Source organism: Pseudomonas sp. RV120224-01b (assembly GCF_003208145.1).
GTDB classification, from domain to species: Bacteria; Pseudomonadota; Gammaproteobacteria; order Pseudomonadales; family Pseudomonadaceae; genus Aquipseudomonas; species Aquipseudomonas monteilii.
This window is the reverse complement of the sequence record NZ_QKMQ01000001.1, coordinates 436,472-459,444: the sequence shown is the minus strand read 5'-3', so window position 1 is coordinate 459,444 and position 22,973 is coordinate 436,472. Positions and strand designations below refer to the sequence as shown.

Below are 22,973 nucleotides of genomic sequence, written 5' to 3'. Positions count from 1 at the left end.
ACAGCGTGAAGCCCCCCACCCGCCAAGGATTGTCTCGATGTACAGCCCCCCTACCCCGCTCGCCGCCGCCATGCGCCCCTTACTGCTCGGCCTCACCCTGGCTGCGATCACACCGCCGCTACTGGCAGCAGAAGCCAAAGCCGAGCTCAGTGCTGCCAGCGCTTTCGATATTCCGGCCGGCGCACTGGACAACGCGCTGGGGCAATTTGGCCAACAGGCCGGCGTGATGGTTGCGGTCGACTCGCAACTGTCACAGGGGCTGCGCACCGCAGGCCTGAAAGGGCACTACCCGGTGGCCCAGGCCTTGGCCCTGTTGCTTGAGGGCACCGGGTTACAAGCGGTGATGACCGGTGCCGGGCGTTATCGGCTCGTTGTACGGGCGAATGATGCCGGCGCACTGGAACTCGACGCCACCAGCGTTCAGGCTGACAGCTATCGGGATGACCCCTTTGGCCCCGGTGACGGCTACATCGCTCGCCGCAGCACCACGGCCACCAAAACCGACAGTGCCTTTCTGGAAACGCCCCAGGCCGTCTCGGTGGTAACCCGCGAGCGCCTGGACGACATGGGCGTGCAACGCCTGGATGAAGCCTTGCGTTACACCTCAGGCGTGCGTTCCGACTCTGGCGGCGCCAACAACGCCGCAGACAACATTTTCCTGCGTGGCTATGCGGTGTCCTTCACCTACAAGGATGGCCTGCGCCTGCGCCCGCTGGGCTTTTTCGGCATGTTCGCCGAAGAACCCTACGGCCTGGAACGCGTGGAAGTACTCAAAGGCCCGTCCTCGATCCTGTATGGCCAAAGCGAGCCTGGCGGGTTGATCAATACAGTTTCCAAGCGCCCCACCGATTACGCCCGCGGCGAGGTTGGCGTGTCATTCGGTAGCGACCACCGCCGGCAGCTGACCTTCGACAGCAGCGGCCCGTTGAGCGAAACACTCAGCTACCGCCTGGTTGCCCTTGGCCGTGAAGCGGATGGCGTGTACGACCACACCGCTGACGACCGCACTTATGTCGCACCCAGCCTCACGTGGAAACCCAACGATGCCACCAGCCTGACCTTGCTGGCGGCCTACCAGAAAAACAAGGCCCTGGCCCCCAGCAACATCCCGTGGGCGGCAGTGAACGGCAGCAGCCCCTATGGCCGGGTACCGATGGACCGCTTCATCGGTGAACCGTCGTTCGATTTCGAAGAGGTCGAAAGCAGCTCGCTGGGGTACGAATTCCGGCATGACTTCAACGAAGTCTGGACCGTGCGCCAAAACGTCCGGTACAGCACCTACGACAACCAGGAAAACTACCTGGCCAGGGTCAGCGGCCTGGTCACTGGCAGCGACGGCGTACCGAACGCCTCGATCAACCGCAATTACCAGCTCCGCCACGCCTACGGTGACCACCTGGCGCTGGACAACCAGTTGCAGGCCCGCTTCGCTACAGGGCCGGTCGAACACACTGCATTGTTTGGCGTCGACTACAGCTGGAGCAAATCGACACGCAACGAAAAATGGGGCAACGCCACGCCGATCAATGTCTTCGACCCGGCCTACGGCGCACCGGTGGACACCTCGGCCTACACCGCCTGGGTCAATACCCGGCAACGCACCACCCAGCTGGGTTACTACTTCCAGGACCAGCTGAAGTACGAGCAATGGGTGCTGACCCTGGGCGGCCGCCAGGACCGCGCCAGAACCCGTACCACCGACCGCTGGACAGGCCAGGAAACCGCGGACCAGGACTGGGATGCCTTCACGGGCCGGGCAGGCCTGGTCTACCTGTTCGACAATGGCCTGGCGCCCTACATCAGCTACGCCGAGTCATTCAACCCCGTCAGCGGCAGCACCTCCCCGGCCCGAGGCAGCAAGCCGTTCGATCCGGAAACCGCCAAGCAGTATGAGGTGGGCGTGCGCTACCAGCCGCCCGGCAGCGACACGCAGGTTACCCTGTCCGTCTATGACCTGCGCAAACAGAACGCAACCACGACCGACCCGCAGAACACCAGCTACAGCATTCAGACAGGGGAAACCCGTTCGCGTGGTGTTGAGCTGGAAGCCATCACCAGCGTCTCCCAGCAGCTCAAGCTGATCGGCTCTCTGTCGTACAGCGACGTCGAGGTTACCAAGAGCAATGGCGGCGACGAGGGCAAGCACCCGTTCAAAGTGCCAGCCCGGCTGGCCTCGGTGTGGGCTGACTACAGCGTGCCGTTCGATCCACTTCAAGGCTTGAGCATTGGCATGGGCGCGCGCTACACCGGGTTCAGCTACGGCGACAGCATGAATACCTTCAAGGTGCCCTCCTACACCCTCTACGACGCCGCCGTGCGTTATGACCTGGGGCACCTGGACGCCAGCCTGCAAGGCGTCAAGGCCAGCGTGAACCTGAAGAACATCACCGACAAGTACTACGTGGCATCCTGCTTCTTCGCCCTGGCCTGCAACATGGGTGAGGGGCGTACTGTCGTGGCCGAGGTGAGCTACAACTGGTAGACTGCGCGGCGTTATTACCTAAGAGGATTGTTTCATGGCCACAAACCGCTCCCGTCGTCTGCGCAAGAAGCTGTGTGTCGACGAGTTTCAGGAATTGGGCTTCGAGCTGAACCTGGAATTCAAGGAAGATCTGGATGACCAGGCAATCGATGCTTTCCTCGATGCGTTCCTGGAAGAAGCCATGGACGCCAACGGCCTGGACTATGTAGGCGGTGACGATTTCGGCCTGGTGTGCTCGGTCAAGCGCGGTTCGGTCAGCGAAGAACAACGCGCCGCCGTAGAAGCCTGGCTCAAGGGCCGCAGCGAACTGACCAAAATCGAAGTCAGCCCGCTGCTGGACGCCTGGTACCCGGAAAAGCCGATCAACAAGGCTGAGTGATACGTGCCTGTCTGATCGCTGAAAAGGCCACCCGCATGGGTGGCCTTTTTTATTGCCGATGCTTTTTATCCGCCATGCTTTTCCGTCGAACGTGGCGCATCGTCGCTGCGCTTGGGGCATAATGCGTACTCTTTCGTCCTGGGGCCATCATCTCTTACAGCCCCTATGCCCTTTCCCCTCGCTGCAGGGTATTTATTCATTATGATCAAAACGCTTCGTCCCCTCGTTCTTGCCGGCCTGCTGTTGCCACTCGCATTGCCCAGCCACGCCGCCGCCGTCAATACCACCCTGCCCGCCAAAGTGCAGCAGGCGCTCAAAGCCAACAAGCTGCAGGACACAGCGCTGTCACTGGTAATGCTGCCGCTGGACGGGCCAGGTACCCCGACCGTGTTCAATGCCGATGTTTCGGTGAACCCGGCCTCGACCATGAAACTGGTTACCACCTATGCCGCCCTCGAACTGCTCGGCCCCACCTTTCAGTGGAAAACCGAGTTCTACACCGACGGCAACCTGAGCAATGGCGTGCTCAACGGCAACCTGTACCTCAAAGGTGGCGGCGACCCGAAACTGAACATGGAAAAGCTCTGGTTGCTGATGCGTGACCTGCGCGCCAATGGCGTGCGCACCATCACCGGTGACCTGGTGCTGGACCGCAGCCACTTCGTGCAGCCCAACCTGCCGCAGTTCAACGATGACGGCGGCGATGAAAACAAGCCGTTCCTGGTCAAACCCGACTCGCTGCTGGTCAACCTCAAGGCCCTGCGCTTCGTGGCCCGCAACGATGGTGGCAAGGTTACCATCGCGGTCGAACCCCCTATTGCCAGCATTCGCATCGACAACCAGGTCAAGGCCGTGGCGTCCAAGCAGTGCACGGGTGATGTGCGCTACAACCCGGTACCTCAGGCCGATGGCATCAGCGTCACCGTCAGCGGCCAGCTGGGTGACGGCTGCAACTCGCAGACCTATCTGTCGCTGCTCGACCACCCGACCTACGCCGCCGGTGCCGTGCGCGCGATCTGGAACGAGCTGGGTGGCAACATCCAGGGTGGCGACCGCATCGAGAACGTGCCCAAAGGTGCACGCCTGCTGGCCCGCGCCTTCTCGCCAGACCTGGTGGAAGTGATCCGCGACATCAACAAGTACAGCAACAACACCATGGCCCAGCAGCTATTCCTGAGCCTTGGCGCGCAGTTCCGCACCGATGCCGACGGCGACGACGCCCGTGCCGCGCAACGCGTGGTCCGCCAGTGGCTGGCGAAGAAAGGCATTACCGCGCCGCACCTGGTGATGGAAAACGGCTCAGGGCTGTCGCGTGCCGAACGGGTCAGCACCCGGGAAATGGCCGAGATGCTGCAGGCCGCCTGGAAGAGCCCCTACGCCGCCGAGTTCATGAGCTCGATGCCGCTGGTGGGCATGGACGGCACCATGCGCAAGCGCCTCAAGCGCACAGCCATGACCGGCGAAGGGCACATCAAGACCGGCACGCTGAACACCGTGCGGGCGATTGCCGGTTTCAGCCGTGACAGCAACGGCCATACCTGGGCGGTGGCGGCAATCCTCAACGACCCGAAACCATGGGGGGCTTCGCAGGTGCTCGACCAGGTGTTGCTGGACCTGTATCGCCAGCCGAAGCTGGCGGGCAGCACTGCAGCCAACTGATCCTGCAGCCATACACTGCCACTGTGGGAGCGGCCTTGCGTCGCGAAAGGGCTGCATAGCAGCCCCATCAATTTCGGCGTTGATGCCGAATCCTGGGGGCCGCTATGCGGCCCTTTCGCGACACAAGGCCGCTCCCACAACGACCGCGTCAGCTGTCAGGCTGACTCGCCCTCCACCCTGTCCCGCCCAGCCTGCTTGGCTGCATACACCCCCGCATCCGCCCGCAACAACAGGGCATCGGCGCCCTCCCCCGGCCGCCATCCCGCCACACCAAAACTGGCCGTCACCTTGCCCACGCCGTCCACCGGCACATTGCGTAGCCCATGCCACAACTCCAGTGCCAGCAGCCGCGCCTGCTCGGCATCACTGCCCGGGCACAGCACCATGAATTCCTCTCCGCCCAACCGGCAGAATACATCGGTGCGCCGCAAGCGCTGGCCGATACGCTGGCACAGGCTGCGCAGCACCCGGTCGCCGACGGCATGGCCGAAGCGGTCGTTGATGTGCTTGAAGTGATCGATATCGAGCATGATCACGGCCAGCGCCAAGCCATCACGCTGAGCCCGCTCCAGTTCGACCTTGAGCCGTTCCTGAAAGTACCGGCGGTTATGAATGCCGGTCAGTGAATCGGTCACCGACAGCGCCCGCAACTCTTCCTCCACACCCTTGAGGTCCGAGATGTCCGTCAGGTAGCCATGCCACAAGGTACAGCCCTGCTCACCCACTTCCGGCGTCGCTTCGCCACGCACCCAGCGCAGGCCGGCACGTGGCAGGCACACCCGGTATTCCTCGCGCCAGGGTGCCAGGTGCTCGGCCGAGTAACGTACCGAACGGCGCACGCGCTCCAGGTCATCGGGGTGGATACGCTCGAACACCACCGAGGCATCTTCGCGCAACTGCTGCAGGTCCACTTCGTAGATGTCGTAAAGGCCTTTGCTGGCATAGGGGAAACACGAATGCCCATCGGCATCCAGGCGATACTGATAAATACCGCCCGGCACCTCGGCACTGAGCTTTTCCAGCAGCCGGTCGCGCGCCGCCAGTGCCTCGTGTACCCGACGCCGCTCGGTGACATCGATGCAGATGGCCAGGTAGCCAACCCACAGGCCCTGTTCGTCAAGCATGGCCGTGACCAGCATGTTGGCCACCAACTGGCTGCCATCGGCGCGTAGCAAGGTCCACTCACCCGGCTCGGCGCCTCGCTCGTAAACGGTTTCTGCAAACAGCGCCTGTCCACCGGCAATGTGCCGGCCAAAACGCTGGCTGAGCGCATGCGCACGCAGGCTCAATTCGTCCTGCAGCACCAGGTCCTCCAGGCGCAACTGGCCGATGGCCTGGTTGGCCGGATAACCCAGCATACGCTCGGCCCCCGTGTTGAACGTGCTGACTTCGCCCTTGAGGTTGGTGGCAATAATGGCCACCTGGGTCGCGGCCTCCAATACACTGCGCAACTGATTATGGGTGCCGCGCAAGGACTGCTCGCTGACCCGCAACTCGGCGGTACGCTGCTCGACCAGGGCCAGGGCACGCTGGCGCTGGCTGAACAGGCTGTAGAGCAAGGCACTGAGCAGCAGGCTCAACAACCCGCCCAGCAGCCCGACCGCCAGTACCGCCGATGAGCGATTGGCCCGCACGAAGGCCTGGCTCGGCAGGATGCTCAGCTGGAAGTGGTGGTCTGCCAGGTGCAGCAGCTGGTTGCTGCTCAGCGACAACGGGGCAACCTGGTTCTGCGAGTCGTACAGTACTTGCGGCCCTTGCAACCCGGACGGGTCGACGATACGCACCACCAGGTTGTCATCCGCTGCCACAGGGCGTCCATCGCTGACCATCTCGCGCATGCTCAACAACGCCACCACATAGCCCACTGCAGCGCCATGCGGGTTGGCATCGGAAAACACGGGGGCTACCAGCACCAGGCCGCGCGCATAGGAAGGAATATCGTACATGGCCAAGGGCTCGGACACCGCCATGCTGCCAGGCCCGAGCGCCCGCGCCAGGGCAGCCTGGGGCTCACCCTGGCCGGCAAGATCCAGCCCATAGGGCAGCCCGGGCATTTCACCGGATTGGGTATACAACACAGGGAAGTAATGGTCGCGCAACGGCGCGGGGTGCCACTGGCCTTGCGCATCCTGGTCACGGATCACATAGCCCGGGCCGGAATGCTCGCGGGCATGCTGCTCGAACTCGGCACGCTGCGCGGCTTCCACACGCGGCGCCCAGGCGTAGGCCAAGGTACGCTGCAGCAACGGCCGGGCGTAACCGTCAAATTCGCGTGGTGTCACTTCGTTGGAAAAGCTGAAGAACCGCCGCAGGCCATCCAGGCGCTGCTGTTGTTCATCAAAACGCTCGGCAATACGGCTGTAGCGTTCGCTGGCTAGCAACTCGAAGCGCTGGCGCAACTGCTGCTTGTAAAACGCCTGCGCGGCCAGTGCCAAGGCGGCCGTCAACAGACCGCCCGCCACCAAGGCCACCAGCGCCACCGCCCACGCGGACACCGTCTCTGTGCACAGGCCAGATAACCGCGCACGCACGCCACACTTTGACATACACCCATCTCGTCACGTCAGCGTCCTGCGGATTATCTTGCCCTGCCCACATTTATAGCTATTGGCCATTAGCCGCGCAATGTACCTCGTCGGTTCAGCGCAGCTGCAGGCGCCAGGCCCGGTGAATCCGGTTGTTACGGGCGAAGTCCGGGTCCAGGGTCTGGGCGGTGATTTCCTCCACCGCATAACGCGCCATCAGGTGCTCGTCCAGCTGGAACTTGCGGAAGTTGTTGGAGAAGTACAACACACCGCCCGGCGCCAGACGGGCCATGGCCAGGTCCAGCATTTGAACGTGGTCACGCTGCACGTCGAACACGCCTTCCATGCGCTTGGAGTTGGAGAAGGTGGGCGGGTCGATGAAAATCAGGTCGTAGCTGTCGCGGTTACCCTCCAGCCACGCCATCACATCACCCTGCTCCAGGCGGTTGCGCTCAGAGAAGCCATTAAGCGCCAGGTTGCGCCGCGCCCAGTCCAGGTAGGTTTTCGACAGGTCGACGCTGGTGGTGCTGCGCGCACCGCCCTTGGCCGCATGCACGGTGGCGGTGGCGGTGTAGCAGAACAGGTTGAGGAAGCGCTTGTCGGCCGCCTCGCGCTGGATGCGCATGCGCATCGGGCGATGGTCGAGGAACAGCCCGGTGTCGAGGTAGTCGGTGAGGTTGACCAGCAGCTTGACGCCACCTTCGTTCACCTCCTGGAAACGGCCCTCGGTCGCCTGGCGCTCGTACTGGCGGGTGCCGCTCTGACGCTCACGGCGCTTGAGCACTACGCGCTGCGGCGAAATGCCCAGCGCCTGCGGGATGGCTGCCAACGCATCGAGCAGGCGTGCCTGGGCCTTGTCCGGGTCGATCGAGCGTGGCGCGGCATACTCCTGCACATGTACCCAGTCCTGGTACAGGTCAACAGCCAACGCGTACTCGGGCATGTCGGCATCGTACAGGCGGTAGCAGTCGACCTGTTCGCGGCGAGCCCATTTGCCCAGTTGTTTGAGGTTTTTCTGCAACCGGTTGGCAAACATCTGCGCGCCTTCCGAAAGGCGTGCCGGTTCGCTGGCAACGGCGGGTTGCTGGCGGGTTTGCGCGCCCTCAGGTTGTGCTTCGCGACGCTCGCCGGTGACGAACTGGTCAGGCTGCACCTTGAACAGCAGCAGCTTGCACGGCAAGGCGCCGTTCCAGAACGCGTACTGTTTGTGGCTGCGAATGCCCATGCGCTTGCCCAGCTGCGGCGCACCGGTGAACACCGCTGCCTCCCAGCCCATGCAGGCCTGGCGCAGGCGCTCGCCGAGGTTCTGGTAGAGGTACAGCAAGCTGGCTTCATCACCCAGACGCTCGCCGTAGGGCGGGTTGCTGATGACCAGGCCTTTCTGGTTCTGGTCCGGGCGCGGCTCGAAGGTGCTGACTTCGCCCTGGTAGATTTTCACCCAGTCACCCAGGCCGGCACGCTCGACGTTGTTGCGGCCCGGCTGGATCAGCCGCGGGTCGGCCTCGTAGCCACGGATCCACAGCGGCGGCTTGGCCAGGCCAGCCTGTGCACGCGCCTGCGCTTCGTCATGCACCTTGCGCCACAGCGCCGGCACATGGCCCAACCAGGCACTGAAGCCCCAGCGCTCACGCTTGAGGTTGGGCGCAATGTCGGCGGCGATCATCGCGGCCTCGACCAGGAAGGTACCCACACCGCACATCGGGTCGGCCAACGCGCCACCTTCGGCGGCAATGCGCGGCCAGCCGGAGCGGATCAACACCGCAGCCGCCAGGTTTTCCTTCAGCGGCGCAGCGCCTTGCTGCAGGCGGTAGCCACGCTGGTGCAAGCTGTGGCCGGACAGGTCGAGGGAGAGAATGGCCTCGCCACGGTCCAGGCGCAGGTGCACGCGTACGTCGGGGTCGATCTTTTCCACCGACGGGCGCAGGCCTTCGCGGTTGCGCAACTTGTCGACGATCGCGTCCTTGACCTTCAGCGCACCAAAGTGAGTGTTGTCGATGCCCGAGCCATGGCCACTGAACTCCACCGCCAGGGTGCCATCGGCTGCCAGGTGGTCGGCCCAGTCGACCGCGTGCACGCCATCGTAAAGGTCGTCGGCGTTCTTCATGGAGAAGCGCTTGAGCACCAGCAACACCCGGTTGGCCAGGCGTGACCAGACACACAGGCGGTAGGCGGTTTCCATGTCGGCGGCGCCGCGAATGGCCGAGGTGTGCTCACGCACTTCGTCCAGGCCAAGGCCTTTGGCCTCTTCGGCAAGCAGGCCTTCAAGGCCTTTGGGGCAGGTGAGGTAGAGTTCGAAACGGTCCGACATGAGTATTCCAGAGCCTTGGGCTATTGACTGACGAGGCGACGCATCACCCCGCGATGTTTGCCCGCAGGCCTTTCCAGCAGGCGTGCGGGTGGCCCTTCCTGGCACATGAACGTGCCGCGAAAGGCCAGGCCACCTGACCGATCTGCACTCAGCCCGGTGGCCAAGACAGCTTAGATCATCAGGCAGTATGAAAAATTCTGGCGATAACCGGGGCGATGTGACCCTTCGTCGCATTTCAAATTATTTCTGTCATCCGCAAGCAACGCTGGCGAAATGACGTCAATGTTCAGCAAACCCCGATCACAGCGGGCTCAACGCCAAACAAGGTTGAGTCGCATTTATTTACTTATCCCCTCACCCTAGGAAAGGTTACGTGCTTATGACAAATCGATCATTCACACCGTGACTCGCATTCGTTAGAACTGGTCTCAGGTCGCTTCGCAACGAGGCGGCACCTTCAGCCCGCCACGCCGGCAGCGGGCGCACACCGGCAGAAAGATTCTGCCCGGCCTCGGAGAGGCCGACGGGACATTACAGTCAACAAGTGAGGGCAGCACCCTATGAGAAGACTTAAGCGTGATCCGTTGGAAAGAGCTTATAAACGTGGTTTCCTGTACGGGATGGCCGGCAAATCCAAAGAGCTTTGCCCTTACGAGGGTGAAAAACAATTCAACTGGAATAATGGCTGGCGAGAAGGTTTTGATGCCAGGTGCGCCGGCGAGACCGGCATCGCTGGCATCCACAGGCTCTCCGAAAATCACGCCTTTGGCTGAACGAGGACACTGAATTCGAGTCACCATGCGCGCCCTATCCGGGCGGCGGGCTGCGGCCCAGGGGCCCCTTGACGGGGCCCTTTTTTATGCCTGCCGTTTAACCGCGCGGTAATGCCGCAATGGCATCGACCGCTTCACGAATCAATGCCGGCCCCTTGTAGATGAAGCCCGAGTAGATCTGTACCAGGCTCGCACCGGCAGCGATCTTCTCGGCAGCGTGACGGCCTTCGGTAATGCCACCTGCAGCAATGATCGGCAACTTGCCGCCCAGCTCGCCTGCCAGCACCTTGACAATGTGGGTGCTCTTTTCCAGCACCGGCGCGCCCGACAGGCCACCCGCCTCGCCGCCATACGGCAGCCCCTCGACACCTTCACGGCCCAGCGTGGTGTTGGTGGCGATCACCGCATCCATGCCCGACGCCATCAGCGCGGCAGCCACCAGCGCAGTTTCTTCGTCGCTCATGTCCGGGGCGATCTTGATGGCCAGCGGTACACGCTTGCCATGGGTAGCCGCCAGTTGCTCGCGGCGTTCGGCCAGGGCATCGAGCAACTGCTTGAGCGAATCGCCGAACTGCAGGCTGCGCAGGCCCGGGGTATTCGGCGAGCTGACGTTGACGGTGATGTAGCTGGCGGCGGTGTACACCTTGTCCAGGCAGATCAGGTAGTCATCCACGGCGCGCTCGACCGGGGTGTCGAAGTTCTTGCCGATGTTGATGCCCAGCACGCCGTTGTAACGCGACGCCTGCACACGGCCGAGCAGGTGATCGACGCCCAGGTTGTTGAAGCCCATGCGGTTGATGATGGCCGTCGCTTCCGGCAGGCGGAACAGCCGTGGCTTGGGGTTGCCCGGTTGCGGACGCGGGGTGACGGTGCCGATTTCGACAAAGCCGAAGCCCAGCTGGGCAAAGCCGTCGATGGCCGCGCCGTTCTTGTCCAGGCCTGCGGCCAGGCCCACCGGGTTGGCGAAGTTCAAGCCCATGACCGAAACCGGCAATGCCGCCGGCTGCTTGCACAGCACGCCATTGAGGCCAAGACGGCCACCGGCGCCGATCAGGTCCAGGGACAGGTCGTGGGAAGTTTCCGGGGAAAGCTTGAACAGCAGCTGGCGGGCCAGGGTATACATGGGCGGGCAAGGCTCGGGGTGAGTGAGGGGGCGATTATAGCCAGCCTGGGGCTGGCAGGACAGCAAATCGTGGGGCCGCTACGCGCCCCGGCCACCCTTGGCACATCGGTTGCACCGGTTTGGCCCACAGCCTTATCAGTACAGGCGAGGAACCTTGTGAACACCGTACCCCGAGCAACGCCCCTGGCCTGGGTCAATGGCAGTGACGCGCCGGAAAAGCCCAGCCTGAACATCGGCTATATGGCACTGACCGACTGCGCCTCGGTGGTGGTCGCCGCCACCCAGGGCTTCGCCCAGCAATACGGCCTTACCCTCAACCTCAAGCGCCAAGGCTCCTGGGCCGGGCTGCGCGACAAGCTGGTCAGCGGCAAGCTGGATGCCGCGCACTGCCTGTATGGCTTGGTCTATGCCGTGCACCTGGGCATCGGTGGCGTACCGGCCAGTGACATGGCGGTGCTCATGGGCCTGAACCAGAACGCCCAGGCCATCAACCTCTCCCCTGCCTTGCAGCGCAAAGGCGTGACCAACCCTGAAGCATTGGCGCGCCTGGTGCACCAGCATGGCGCACGCCTGACCTTCGCCCAGACCTTCCCCACCGGCACCCACGCCATGTGGCTGTATTACTGGCTGGCCAGCCAGGGCATCCACCCGCTGCGCGACGTGGACAGCGTCGTGGTGCCGCCAGCCCAGATGGCCGCGCATATCCAGGCGGGGCGCATCGACGGCTTCTGCGTGGGTGAGCCTTGGGCCGCCGATGCTGTGGCCAAGGGCCAGGGTTTTACCCTGGCCACCAGCCAGTCGATATGGCCAGACCATCCGGAAAAGGTGCTGGCGTGTGCTCGCGCCTTCGCCGAACACTACCCCAACAGCGCCCGCGCGCTCATCAAGGCGATCCTCGCCGCCAGCCGGTTCATCGAGCAAAGCCCCGAAAACCGCCGCAGCACTGCGCAACTGCTTAGCGGCAACGCCTACCTGGACACCCCGCTGGACAGCATCGAGCCCCGCCTGCTCGGCCACTATCAGGATGGCCTAGGCAACCAGTGGCAAGACCCGCACGCCCTGCGCCTGTTCGACCAGGGCCGGGCCAACCTGCCGTACCTGTCCGACGGCATGTGGTTCATGACCCAGTTCCGCCGCTGGGGCCTGTTGCGCGAAGACCCCGACTACCTCGGTGTGGCTCGGCAGGTTCAGCAGTTGGGGCTGTACAGCGAGGCGGCGCAAAGCCTGGGCGTCGCGTGCCCCGAACAGCCGATGCGCAACAGCCTGCTGATCGATGGCATCCGCTGGGACGGCAGCGATCCTTATGGCTATGCCCGCAGCTTCAGCCTGCATGCCCTGGGCGACCTGCCCGATGCCCGCGTCGGCGCGTGAGGGGGACCAACATGTTGCGCATTCTGCTGATCGACGACACCCAGAACAAACTCGGCCGCCTCAAGGCGGCGTTGATCGAGGCCGGCTTCGAGGTTACCGAAGCCCCAGGCCTGACTATCGACCTGCCCGCCTGCGTCGAAACGGTGCGCCCGGATGTGGTGCTGATCGATACCGACTCACCGGACCGCGACGTGATGGAACAGGTGGTGCTGGTCAGCCGCGACCAGCCGCGCCCCATCGTGCTGTTCACCGACGAGCACGACCCTGGCGTGATGCGCCAGGCGATCCAGGCGGGCGTCAGTGCCTACATCGTCGAAGGCATCCATGCTGCCCGGCTGCAGCCGATTCTGGATGTGGCCATGGCCCGCTTTGAAAGTGACCAGGCGCTTAGGGCGCAGCTGCTGGCGCGCGACCAGCAGCTGGCCGAGCGCAAGCGTATCGAGCAGGCCAAGGGTTTGCTGATGAAGATGAAGGATTGCAACGAAGAACAGGCCTACACCCTGATGCGCCGCCAGGCCATGAGCCGGCAGCAGAAGCTGATCCAGGTGGCCGAGCAGATCATTGCCATGCACGAAATGCTAGGCTGACAACGCTCCCGCATGGGCCAAGTTGGCCCATCTCTTGCTGAACAAACATCACCGGTAGCCAACGGCGGTTGCCCCACTTAAATCCCGACAAAGACGTCGCTCTCCCCTCCACAACCGTGGAGCGGGTGGCGGCGTCTTTTTCGTTCCGTTGCATTGCCGAGTGAGGTGTTCGATGAGTACCAGCTTCTGGAAATCCGGGCATGTGCCCACGCTGTTCGCCGCGTTCCTGTACTTCGACCTCAGCTTCATGGTCTGGTACCTGCTGGGCCCGCTGGCGGTGCAGATTGCCGCCGACTTGCAGCTGAGTGCACAACAACGGGGCCTGATGGTGGCCACGCCGATCCTGGCCGGGGCGATCCTGCGCTTTGCCATGGGCGTGCTGGTTGACCGCCTGTCACCCAAAACAGCCGGGCTGATCGGCCAGGTGGTCGTCATCGTCGCCTTGGCGTGCGCCTGGCACCTGGGGGTGCACAGCTACGAACAGGCCCTGCTACTGGGCGTGTTCCTCGGCTTTGCCGGTGCGTCGTTTGCCGTGTCGTTGCCGCTGGCTTCACAGTGGTACCCGCCGCAGCATCAGGGCAAGGCCATGGGCATCGCCGGTGCCGGCAACTCCGGCACCGTGTTCGCCGCCCTGCTGGCCCCGGCGCTGGCTGCCGGCTTTGGCTGGAACAATGTGTTCGGCTTCGCGCTGATTCCGTTGTCGCTGGCGCTGGTGGTGTTCGCCCTGCTGGCGCGCAATGCGCCACAACGCCCCAAGCCAAAAGCGATGGCCGACTACCTCAAGGCCCTCGGCGACCGTGACAGCTGGTGGTTCATGTTCTTCTACAGCGTCACCTTTGGCGGCTTCATCGGCCTGGCCAGCGCCCTGCCCGGCTACTTCAGCGACCAGTACGGCCTGAGCCCGGTCACCGCCGGCTACTACACCGCCGCCTGCGTATTCGCCGGCAGCCTGATGCGCCCGCTCGGCGGCGCCCTGGCCGACCGCTTCGGCGGTATCCGCACCCTGTTGGGCATGTACAGCGTGGCAGCCATCTGCATTGCGGCAGTCGGTTTCAACCTGCCGTCCGCAGCCGCCGCACTGGCGCTGTTCGTAAGCGCCATGCTTGGCCTGGGCGCCGGTAATGGTGCGGTATTCCAGTTGGTACCACAGCGCTTCCGCCAGGAGATCGGTGTGATGACCGGCCTGATCGGCATGGCCGGCGGTATCGGTGGTTTCCTGCTGGCGGCCGGGCTTGGCACCATCAAGCAGCACACCGGTGACTACCAGTTGGGGTTGTGGCTGTTCGCCAGCCTGGGCCTGCTGGCCTGGTTCGGCCTGCATGGCGTGAAACAACGCTGGCGCACCACCTGGGGCTCGGCAGCCGCGACCGCTGCACGGGTCTGAGGGACACCCATGAGCCTGCAACTGAAGTTCGCCCAAGCCAGCGCCACCGGGCCTCGCGAGGAAAACCAGGATGCCCTGCGCCTGGTCACCCCGGCGCCGGAGCTGGCCGCCAGCAAGGGCTACCTGTTCGCCCTCGCCGACGGCGTCAGCCAATGCGCCGATGGTGGCCTGGCAGCACGCGCCAGTTTGCAGGCACTGGCGCTGGACTACTACGCCACCCCCGCCACCTGGAGCGTGGCCCAGGCCCTGGACCGCCTGTTGCTGGCTCAGAACCGCTGGTTGCGCGCCCAGGGCAGCGGCCAGCCTTTGCTGACCACACTCAGCGCACTGGTGTTACGTGGCCGGCGCTTCACCTTGGCCCATGTGGGTGATTGCCGGGTTTACCGCTGGTACGCCGGGCGCCTGCAGTGCCTGAGCGAAGACCATGTGTGGGATCAACCGGGCATGCAGCATGTGCTGAAACGCGCGCTGGGCCTGGACCAACACCTGCTGGTGGATTACCTCGAAGGCGAACTGCAACCGGGTGAGTGCTTCCTGCTGCTCAGCGACGGGGTCTGGGCCAGCCTGGGCGACCAACACATCCAGGCCGTGCTGCGCGAACAAACCAACCTGCAACTGGCCGTCGACACACTGGTTGCCAGCGCGCACCTCAATGGCAGCCAGGACAACGCCAGTGCCTTGCTCGTGCACGTCGAGCAGTTGGGCACCGCCAACCTGGGCGATACCCTGGCGCAATTGCAGCAGTGGCCGGTACCCGGCGCGCTGCGAACAGGCCAAGTGATCGATGACTGGCAGGCCGACTGCCTGCTTTCACAAAGCCGCCAGTCGCTGCTGTACCGGGTGCGCGACAGCCAAGGCCAACCTTGGCTTCTCAAGACCCTGCCTGCCGAACGCGAACAAGAGCCCGGTGCTGCGCAAGCGCTGTTGCTCGAAGAGTGGTTCCTGCGCCGGGTTGCAGGCCGCCACTTCCCCGAGTTGCATGCGGCCAGCCAGCGGCAACACCTGTACTACGTGATGCGCGAGTACCCCGGCCAAAGCCTTGCCACCCTGCTGGCCGAGCACGGCCCGCTGCCCCTGCCGCAGTGGCTGGAGATGGCCCGGCAACTGCTGCAGGCGGTTGGCGTGTTGCACCGGCGCAACCTGCTGCACCGCGACATCAAGCCAGACAACCTGCACCTGGGCAGCGATGGCCAGCTGCGCCTGCTGGATTTCGGTCTGGCCTATTGCCCCGGCCTTTCCGAAGACTCGCCGCACGACGTGCCCGGCACGCCCTCGTACATCGCCCCGGAAGCGTTCGACGGCCAACCACCCAGCCCGCGCCAGGACCTGTATGCCGTGGGCGTGACGCTGTATCACCTGCTGACCGGGCACTACCCGTATGGCGAGGTGGAAGCCTTTCAGCGCCCGCGCTTCGGTCAGCCGGTCAACGCTGCACGCTACCGCCCCGACTTGCCGGAATGGCTGCAGCACAACCTGCAGCAGGCGGTGGCGGCCGATCCGGCGCAGCGCTTCGAAACGGCCGAACACTGGTTGTTGCTGCTTGAGCGTGGCGACCGCCAAGAGCTGCCTGACAGGCCACGCCCCTTGCTGGAACGCGAGCCGTTGAAGGTATGGCGCACCCTGGCACTGCTGTCGTTGCTACTCAACCTGATCCTGCTGCTTGGCCTGCTCAAAGGCTGAGCGCACCCTGCCAACGAGGAATACCCGATGAATGCAAAAGTCTGGCTGGTAGGCGCCGGCCCTGGCGACCCTGAACTGCTCACCCTCAAGGCCGTGCGTGCCTTGCAGCAAGCGGCAGTGGTAATGATCGACGACCTGGTCAACCCGGCAGTGCTGGAGCATTGCCCGCAGGCCCGGGTGATTGCCGTGGGCAAGCGTGGCGGCTGCCGCTCCACGCCACAAGCGTTCATCCAGCGCCTGATGCTGCGCCATGCTCGGCAAGGACGCTGCGTGGTACGGCTCAAGGGCGGCGACCCGTGCATTTTCGGTCGCGGCGGCGAAGAAGCGTTGTGGCTGCAGGGGCATGGTATCGAAGTGGAGCTGGTCAACGGCATCACGGCGGGCCTGGCAGGCGCCACGCAATGCGGGATTTCGCTGACCTCACGCGGGGTGAGCCGAGGCGTGACGCTGGTAACGGCGCATACGCAGGACGACAGCGAGCTGAACTGGGCAGCCTTGGCCCAGGGCGGGACAACGTTGGTGGTGTACATGGGGGTTGCGCGACTGGAGCAGATTCGCCAGGGGTTGCTGGAGGGTGGCATGGCACCCGGAATGCCAGTGGCGATGATCGAGAATGCCTCATTGCCGCAGCAGCGAGAGTGCAGGAGCGATGTGCGGGGGATGGTCGAAGATGCGCAGGGATTTGGTTTGCGTAGCCCGGCGGTGTTAGTAATCGGTGAAGTGGCTGGAACACCTGTGGGAGCGGCCTTGCGTCGCGAAAGGGCTGCGCAGCAGCCCCTGTTGCAGCAATGCTGAAACCGTGGGGCCGCGTAGCGGCCCTTTCGCGACACAAGGCCGCTCCCACAGAGTGCGCGCAGACTGAAAAACTTCAGGCAAAGAAAAACCCGGCCGAGGCCGGGTTTTTCATGAAACATCAGGCCAATTACTTGGACTGAGCTTCTACCTGAGCTTCAACGCGACGGTTGATAGCACGGCCTTCTTCGGTGGCGTTGTCAGCAACCGGACGGGTTTCGCCGTAGCCTACCGAGTCAACACGGCTGGATTCTACGCCGTACTGCTGGGTCAGCACTTGCTTGACAGCGTTGGCACGACGCTCGGACAGCTTCTGGTTGTAAGCGTCTGGACCCACGGAGTCAGTGTGACCTTCAACCACGGTGGTGGTTTGTGGGTACTGCTTCATGAAGTCAGCCAGGTTTTTGATGTCGCCGTAGCTGTTTGGCTTGACGACCGACTTGTCGAAGTCGAACTTCACGTCCAGCTCAACACGAACGACTTCGGCAACAGCCGGGCAGCCGTCGGCGTCAACGGTAACGTTGGCCGGGGTGTCTGGGCACTTGTCGACGTTGTCGCAAACGCCGTCGTTGTCGGAGTCGGAGCAGACTTCAGCAACTGGAGCCGGAGCGGCTGCGGCTTGCTTCGGGCTACCGCCGAAGTTCAGGCCAACACCAACGCTTGGAGCCCACTCGGTGTCGCCCTGGTCGATGTTGTACTGAGCTTCTACGCCGGCACGGGCGTAGAACATGTCGGTGATGTACCACTTGGCGCCAGCGCCAACGTTGGCGAAGGTGGAGTGGTCACGACCGCCACGGCCGGTCTGGCCCAGCGACTGGTGCGAGAAACCAGCGGAAACGTAAGGACGGATAGCGTCGTACGGGTTGTTGAAGTGGTAAACGGCGTCCAGGGCGGTGTTCGAGCCCTTGATGTTCTTGCCGTCTTCGCCACGAGCGTTGTGTACTTCGTCGTAGCCCAGACGCAGTTCAACGTCGTCGGTCAGGAAGTAACCGATCGAGCCGCCGAACAGGTTGCCGTCGTTCTTGAAGTCGCGCTGGCTGTCGAAGAATTCTTTCTTGTAGAAAACTTCGGTCTCGACGGCGCCTTGACCTTGTGCCATAGCGCCAATCGAAGTGGCGGCTACGAGCGAACCAATGGCCAAGCCCAAGGTGTTTTTCAATTTCATCCGTTAAATCCCCATCTGGTGATAGTTAAGCAGTCCCACCACAAACACGGGGGACAACTCGACGGCAAGTCTAGCAGAACTCGCCGATTCGTTAGAGATATTTACACGCCACTAAGTTTCATCGAGGCCGGCAAATTTCTCCCGAAGCTTGTCTAGCGCGCGCTTGTAGCGCATTTTCGTCGCGCTCAGGCCCATGTGCATGATGTCGGCAATCTCCTGAAATTCCAGTTCTGCGACAAAACGAAGCACCAGAATTTCCCGGTCAATCGGGTTCACATGCACCAGCCATTTGTCCAGCCCGCCTTTTTCTTCCGGCTTCGGGGCCTTGTCTTCGGACGCCTCTTCGACAGGGTCCAGACTCAAGGCATCCATCAACCGGCGTTTACGGCGCTCCTTGCGGTACTGGGTAATGCACTCGTTGTAGGTGATGCTGTAGAGCCAGGTCTTGAACTTGGATTTACCTTCAAAGTTCTTCAGGCCGTACAGCACTTTCAGCATCACTTCCTGACAGACATCGTCCGCGTCCCGGTCGTTCCCCAGATAACGCGCACAGACGTTGAACAGGGTCCGTTGGTAGCGCCGCATGAGCTCTTCATAGGCGCGGGTAACGTGGTACAGCTCCTCATGCGAACGCGCCACCAACTCTTCGTCGGTGAGCTCGCGGGGGTCATAACGCATGGGCGGCGAATGAACTTTATTCAAAACGGATCTGGCCGACAGTCAGGTCAATGTCGCCGCGCGACCCCGTGGGTCGAATTTCGCGGCGGCATACATTAACAGCTTTTGTGCGGTTAGCGGCTATTGACACGCTGCTCGAGCAACTCGCGGTTGGACAGCGACACCAGTTCGCCATCATCGGTCAGCAGCGTTGTCTTGACCGTACCGATTTCCTCGATGTGCCCTTCAACCTCTCCAATCCGCACCTGCTGGCCGACCTGATACAGCTCGCGCACGTAAATGCCGGCCAGGATCTGTCCGGCGATTTCGCGGCTGCCAAGGCCCATGGCCAAGGCAACGGCCAGACCAACGGTAATCAGCCCGATGACGATAACGTGGTTCAGCAGGTCGGTTTTCACCTCCAGCTGGCTGATGGCCACCGAGATGCTGATGATGATCACCAGGCCCTGGGTAATGCGCCCAAGCCCTGCCGAGTATTCCAGGCCGATGCCTTCGGCAGCGCCGCGCACCAGGCCATTGGCAACCTGTGCCAGCAGCACGCCGGCCAGCAGCACCAAGGCCGCGCCGAACACCTTGGGCAGGTACAGGGCAAGCATGTCGAGGGTGGCCGACACCCGCTCCAGGCCCAGCGACTCGGCGGCCGAGACCAGGAAGATGAGCAGCACGAACCAGTAGACGATCTTGCCGATCAGGGTCGAGATCGGCACCTGAATGCCGACCCGGCCAAGCATCTTGGTGAGGCCGGTGCCGGCCATCAGGCGGTCCAGGCCAAACTTGGCCAGCAGCTTGGACAGCAGTGTGTCGAGCAGCTTGGCCACCACGAAACCGAGCAGCACCACGACCAGCGCGCCGAACAGGTTGGGGATGAAGTTCGCTACCTTGGTCCAAAGGGCAGTCATTGCGGTGACCAGGCTCTGGGTCCAGAGATCGAGTTCCATATTCAATCGGCCTTATCTGCTTTGCTGCCGGTGGCAGCGTTGCGGGAAGAGTGTCGACGCACCGGCGCGACATGCGCCGAGCCATTATTGACGGCGATGAGCAGCGCCTGGCTCCAGCGGCCAAGCAGGCTGAACAGATCACCCGCGCCAACCTGGCGGTTGGCGGTTTTCAGTACGCGACCCAGGCAAGCGGCGTCGTCCCGGTCGTCCCGGTCATTGCCGGAGGGTGACGCCTTGAGCAGGTCGCGCAGGGATTCTTCAAACGGATCGTGCATGGGCACCTCGCGCAGTGTCAGCAAGAGACGAGATGGCCGGGCAATGGGTCACACATCCCATTGGTACGAATGTTTCAAAATACACACCTAAACCCATCGCAACCGCCGGAACAGCCACCACTGCCCCACCGCCAGCCCCAGCACGACGATGCAGGCGAACAGAAAGCCCAACGGGTTATCCGCCCCCGGAATACCGCCGACATTGATGCCCAGCAGCCCGGTGATGAAGCTCATGGGCAAAAAGATGCAGGTGATGATGCCAAAACGGTACATGGTGCGGTTCATCCGCTCGCTGCGCCGCCGGTCTTCGCTTTCCAGCACCAGCGCAGCGCGCTCGCGGGTCAGCTCCAGTTCTTCGAGGTAGCGGATCAGGCTGTTATTGAGCTCGTTCCAGTAATCGGCATCGGCATTGGCGAACCAGCTCCATTTGCTGCGCGACAACTGGGCGTAGATTTCCCGTTGCGGAGCAAGAAAACGGCGCAAGCCGGCGGCACGTCGGCGGATCTGCTGCAGGCTGCCATGCTCAGGGGTGTACCGCTCGTCGGTTTCGACCTTTTCTTCTTCCAGGTCGACCAGTTCGGCCAGGTCACTCACCAGTCCCTGAACCTTTTCAGTCAGCAGTTCGCCCATCAACAGCAACAGTTCGGAGGCCGATTTCGGCCCCCTGCCCTGTTCCAGTTGCTGGAGAATTTCGTCACTGGCACGCAACGGCCTGAGGCGCAACGAGATAACCCGCTGTGCCTCGGCGAAAATACGTACCGAAACCATGTCTTCAGGCTCGGCACCCGGGTTGAGGTTGACCCCGCGCAGGAACAGCAGCAGCTGTTCGTCCGCCATGGGCAGCAGGCGCGGCCGGGTGTTTTCCTCCAGCAGCAGCTCGCAGGCGAACTCGCTCAGGCCACTGTCCTGCAGCAACCAGGTACGGGTTTGCGGATGGCTGCGGTCCCAGTGCAGCCACAGGCTCTGCTCCGGTTGCAGTTGCAAGCTGTCCAGTTCGGTACGGGCAATCGAGTGCGCGCCGCCTTTACCATCGAGCACCAAGGCATGCACCAGCCCCCACTGCGCGTTGTCTTCCTCGAACATCAAAGCTCCATCAGCGCGTGGGGCGCATCACTCCGGCATTTTCAGCGGGCTTGGCGAAACCAGTACGCCATTGTTGTCGGCATACACGTACTCGCCCGGGCGGAAGGTCACGCCGGCGAAGGTCACCACCACATTTAGGTCACCGATACCACGCTTGTCGGTTTTCATCGGGTGGCTGGCCAGGGCCTGCACGCCGACGTCGGTCTGGATCAGCACATCGACGTCACGCACGCAGCCATAGATCACCAGGCCTTCCCAACCGTTTTTGGCGGCTTTTTCCGCAAGCATGTCACCCAGCAGCGCACGGCGCAGCGAACCACCACCATCGACCACCAGGACCTTGCCCTTGCCGTCGAGTTCGACCTGCTCCTTGACCAGCGAGTTGTCCTCGAAGCACTTGATGGTGACGATCTGGCCGCCGAACGAATCGCGGCCGCCAAAATTGCTGAACATGGGTTCCAGCACGTGTACCAGGTCGGGGTAGGCGTCACACAGGTCGGGCGTTACGTAATGCTGCATGGGAAGCTCCTGTCAGTCACAACGAAAGCGGGTATCGGCCAAGGCTACACCTTGGAGGCCATTGCAGTCATCCGGGACCGGGCAGTCATTTGTATTCATCCTGTACCGGCCCTATCGCCGGCAAGCCAGCTCCCACAAGTACACCACAGGCCTTGAGGTCAGTGGAGAACTTGTGGGAGCTGGCTTGCCGGCGATAGGGCCATTACAGGCAATACAAAATTAACTGACCGCCACTGGCTCCACAGCCACCGTGGATTCATGCACCGGCAGCGATGGATCCCGCAACCAGCGCTCCACCAACGGCCATACCTGCGCCTGCGCAGCCTTGCTCACCAGCATGTCGACATGCCCAAAGGCATCAAAACCTTCCTCACGCCCCAGCCGCAGGAACTGCTTGCGCTCGCCCCCCAACTGCTCGAACAGCTTGCGGCAGGCCCACACCGGGTCCTGGAAGTCCCCCGCGCCGGCCACCGCCAGCAGCGGCACATCCACCTCTGCCAGCCCCGCCCACCAGTCGTGCTGCTTGTCGCCAAAGCGCCCGAACAGGCCATGCCAGCGCATGCTTTCCAGCGCCAGGCCAATCGGCTCGTCTTCCGGCCCACGCTTGAAGCGTGGCCCGGATATCTGCCCCCAGCGCTTGAGCACCAGCTTCGCCCCCCACACCAGCGGTGGCACCTTCAACGGCCAGTAGACACGGCTGATCTGGGTGCCGAACAGCGCCACGCTGGCCACCTGTTCGGCAGCCAGGAAACCACCCCCAAGCGCCGCCACCAGGGTGGTGCCGCCCAAGGAATGGCCAACCCAGTGCGGCGCCTGGCCCGACTGTTCGCGCACGAACGCGGCAATCAGTGGCAGGTCATCACGGGCATAGGCCGCAACGCTGTTGTGCTGCCAGGCATGGTTGCGCGGCGACAGGCCGTGACCGCGCATTTCCGGGATCCACACATCGAAACCGGCACGGGCGAGGTAGGCGCCCAAGCCAATACCTTTGGGCGAATACCAGAAACGCCGGTTGGAAAAACTGCCGTGCAGGAGAATGACCGGCACGCCCTGGGCACGGCCATGGTCGGCCAGCCCCAGGCGGGTGATGGCCAGCTCGACGCTGGGGTCCGGGCCGTTGCCGGCCTTGATCCGGTACACGTCTTCGCTGAGGTCGCCGCGGCGCTCGGCACTGAGCAGGGCCACGGGGAATAGAGTGCTGCTGCTTTGCATAGGTTGCTTGGTGCACAAAAAAGGGCGGGATCCATTGCTG

19 protein-coding genes are annotated in these 22,973 nt (G+C 63.2%); 9 read left to right on the top strand and 10 right to left on the bottom strand.

Annotated elements, in window-relative coordinates:
• Nucleotides 1-37: 37 nt before the first annotated feature.
• The 3 genes from N436_RS02120 to dacB all read left to right on the top strand — a co-directional run bounded on the left by N436_RS02120 (nucleotide 38) and on the right by dacB (nucleotide 4,520).
• Nucleotides 38-2,482: a TonB-dependent siderophore receptor gene (locus tag N436_RS02120; protein WP_158286267.1), complete on the top strand. Its 2,445-nt coding sequence runs from the start codon at nucleotides 38-40 to the stop codon at nucleotides 2,480-2,482.
• A gap of 34 nt (nucleotides 2,483-2,516) precedes the next feature.
• The gene (locus N436_RS02115; RefSeq protein WP_003248695.1) at nucleotides 2,517-2,861 is read left to right on the top strand and encodes a YggL family protein; all 345 of its coding nucleotides are present in this window, start codon (nucleotides 2,517-2,519) and stop codon (nucleotides 2,859-2,861) included.
• A gap of 201 nt (nucleotides 2,862-3,062) precedes the next feature.
• Nucleotides 3,063-4,520 (top strand): D-alanyl-D-alanine carboxypeptidase/D-alanyl-D-alanine-endopeptidase, encoded by a 1,458-nt coding sequence (gene dacB, locus N436_RS02110; protein WP_110740300.1) that lies wholly within the window; start codon nucleotides 3,063-3,065, stop codon nucleotides 4,518-4,520.
• 155 nt (nucleotides 4,521-4,675) lie between these two features.
• On the opposite strand, the gene N436_RS02105 is transcribed toward dacB, so the two are convergent.
• A complete protein-coding gene (locus N436_RS02105; protein ID WP_110740299.1) occupies nucleotides 4,676-7,066 on the bottom strand; it encodes a diguanylate cyclase in 2,391 nt (796 codons plus the stop codon).
• A gap of 94 nt (nucleotides 7,067-7,160) precedes the next feature.
• Nucleotides 7,161-9,353, bottom strand: a complete 2,193-nt coding sequence (gene rlmKL, locus N436_RS02100; RefSeq protein ID WP_110740298.1) for a bifunctional 23S rRNA (guanine(2069)-N(7))-methyltransferase RlmK/23S rRNA (guanine(2445)-N(2))-methyltransferase RlmL — start codon at nucleotides 9,351-9,353, stop codon at nucleotides 7,161-7,163.
• 560 nt (nucleotides 9,354-9,913) lie between these two features.
• Here rlmKL and rmf point away from each other — a divergent pair.
• Nucleotides 9,914-10,126 carry a ribosome modulation factor gene (gene rmf, locus N436_RS28510; RefSeq protein WP_177410239.1) on the top strand — a complete coding sequence of 71 codons (213 nt, stop codon included), beginning with the start codon at nucleotides 9,914-9,916 and terminating at the stop codon, nucleotides 10,124-10,126.
• A 97-nt stretch (nucleotides 10,127-10,223) separates the two neighbouring features.
• Here the strand turns inward: rmf and N436_RS02090 are convergent, their stop codons facing one another.
• Entirely contained in the window at nucleotides 10,224-11,249 is a 1,026-nt protein-coding gene (locus N436_RS02090) for a quinone-dependent dihydroorotate dehydrogenase (RefSeq protein ID WP_110740297.1), read from the bottom strand.
• A gap of 156 nt (nucleotides 11,250-11,405) precedes the next feature.
• Here N436_RS02090 and N436_RS02085 point away from each other — a divergent pair, with 156 nt between their 5' ends.
• The 5 genes from N436_RS02085 (at nucleotide 11,406) to cobA (ending at nucleotide 17,066) form a co-directional block, all read left to right on the top strand.
• Nucleotides 11,406-12,620 carry a CmpA/NrtA family ABC transporter substrate-binding protein gene (locus N436_RS02085; protein WP_110740296.1) on the top strand — a complete coding sequence of 405 codons (1,215 nt, stop codon included), beginning with the start codon at nucleotides 11,406-11,408 and terminating at the stop codon, nucleotides 12,618-12,620.
• 11 nt (nucleotides 12,621-12,631) lie between these two features.
• Complete coding sequence (locus N436_RS02080; protein ID WP_019096172.1) at nucleotides 12,632-13,207, top strand: ANTAR domain-containing response regulator; 576 nt, start codon at nucleotides 12,632-12,634, stop codon at nucleotides 13,205-13,207.
• 172 nt (nucleotides 13,208-13,379) lie between these two features.
• A complete protein-coding gene (locus N436_RS02075; RefSeq protein WP_105945260.1) occupies nucleotides 13,380-14,591 on the top strand; it encodes a NarK/NasA family nitrate transporter in 1,212 nt (403 codons plus the stop codon).
• A gap of 9 nt (nucleotides 14,592-14,600) precedes the next feature.
• On the top strand, nucleotides 14,601-16,271 hold the full coding sequence (locus tag N436_RS02070; protein WP_110740295.1) for a bifunctional protein-serine/threonine kinase/phosphatase: 1,671 nt from the start codon (nucleotides 14,601-14,603) through the stop codon (nucleotides 16,269-16,271).
• A gap of 27 nt (nucleotides 16,272-16,298) precedes the next feature.
• Nucleotides 16,299-17,066 (top strand): uroporphyrinogen-III C-methyltransferase, encoded by a 768-nt coding sequence (cobA, locus tag N436_RS02065; RefSeq protein WP_256589870.1) that lies wholly within the window; start codon nucleotides 16,299-16,301, stop codon nucleotides 17,064-17,066.
• Between the two features lie 127 nt (nucleotides 17,067-17,193).
• Here cobA and N436_RS02060 read toward each other — a convergent pair whose 3' ends face one another.
• The 7 genes from N436_RS02060 to N436_RS02030 form a co-directional block, all read right to left on the bottom strand.
• Nucleotides 17,194-18,228, bottom strand: coding sequence for an OmpA family protein (locus N436_RS02060; protein ID WP_016714850.1), 1,035 nt, complete (start codon nucleotides 18,226-18,228; stop codon nucleotides 17,194-17,196).
• A gap of 111 nt (nucleotides 18,229-18,339) precedes the next feature.
• Nucleotides 18,340-18,906 carry an RNA polymerase sigma factor SigX gene (sigX, locus tag N436_RS02055; RefSeq protein ID WP_003248665.1) on the bottom strand — a complete coding sequence of 189 codons (567 nt, stop codon included), beginning with the start codon at nucleotides 18,904-18,906 and terminating at the stop codon, nucleotides 18,340-18,342.
• A gap of 113 nt (nucleotides 18,907-19,019) precedes the next feature.
• Nucleotides 19,020-19,844, bottom strand: coding sequence for a mechanosensitive ion channel domain-containing protein (locus tag N436_RS02050; RefSeq protein ID WP_004376138.1), 825 nt, complete (start codon nucleotides 19,842-19,844; stop codon nucleotides 19,020-19,022).
• Nucleotides 19,845-19,846: 2 nt separating this feature from the next.
• Complete coding sequence (locus N436_RS02045) at nucleotides 19,847-20,119, bottom strand: hypothetical protein (RefSeq protein WP_014591816.1); 273 nt, start codon at nucleotides 20,117-20,119, stop codon at nucleotides 19,847-19,849.
• 87 nt (nucleotides 20,120-20,206) lie between these two features.
• Nucleotides 20,207-21,202, bottom strand: a complete 996-nt coding sequence (locus N436_RS02040) for a zinc transporter ZntB (protein WP_105945262.1) — start codon at nucleotides 21,200-21,202, stop codon at nucleotides 20,207-20,209.
• Nucleotides 21,203-21,229: 27 nt separating this feature from the next.
• Nucleotides 21,230-21,721, bottom strand: coding sequence for a ribonuclease E activity regulator RraA (gene rraA, locus N436_RS02035; RefSeq protein WP_016714847.1), 492 nt, complete (start codon nucleotides 21,719-21,721; stop codon nucleotides 21,230-21,232).
• Nucleotides 21,722-21,940: 219 nt separating this feature from the next.
• Nucleotides 21,941-22,933, bottom strand: a complete 993-nt coding sequence (locus N436_RS02030; RefSeq protein ID WP_110740294.1) for an alpha/beta fold hydrolase — start codon at nucleotides 22,931-22,933, stop codon at nucleotides 21,941-21,943.
• Nucleotides 22,934-22,973: the final 40 nt, after the last annotated feature.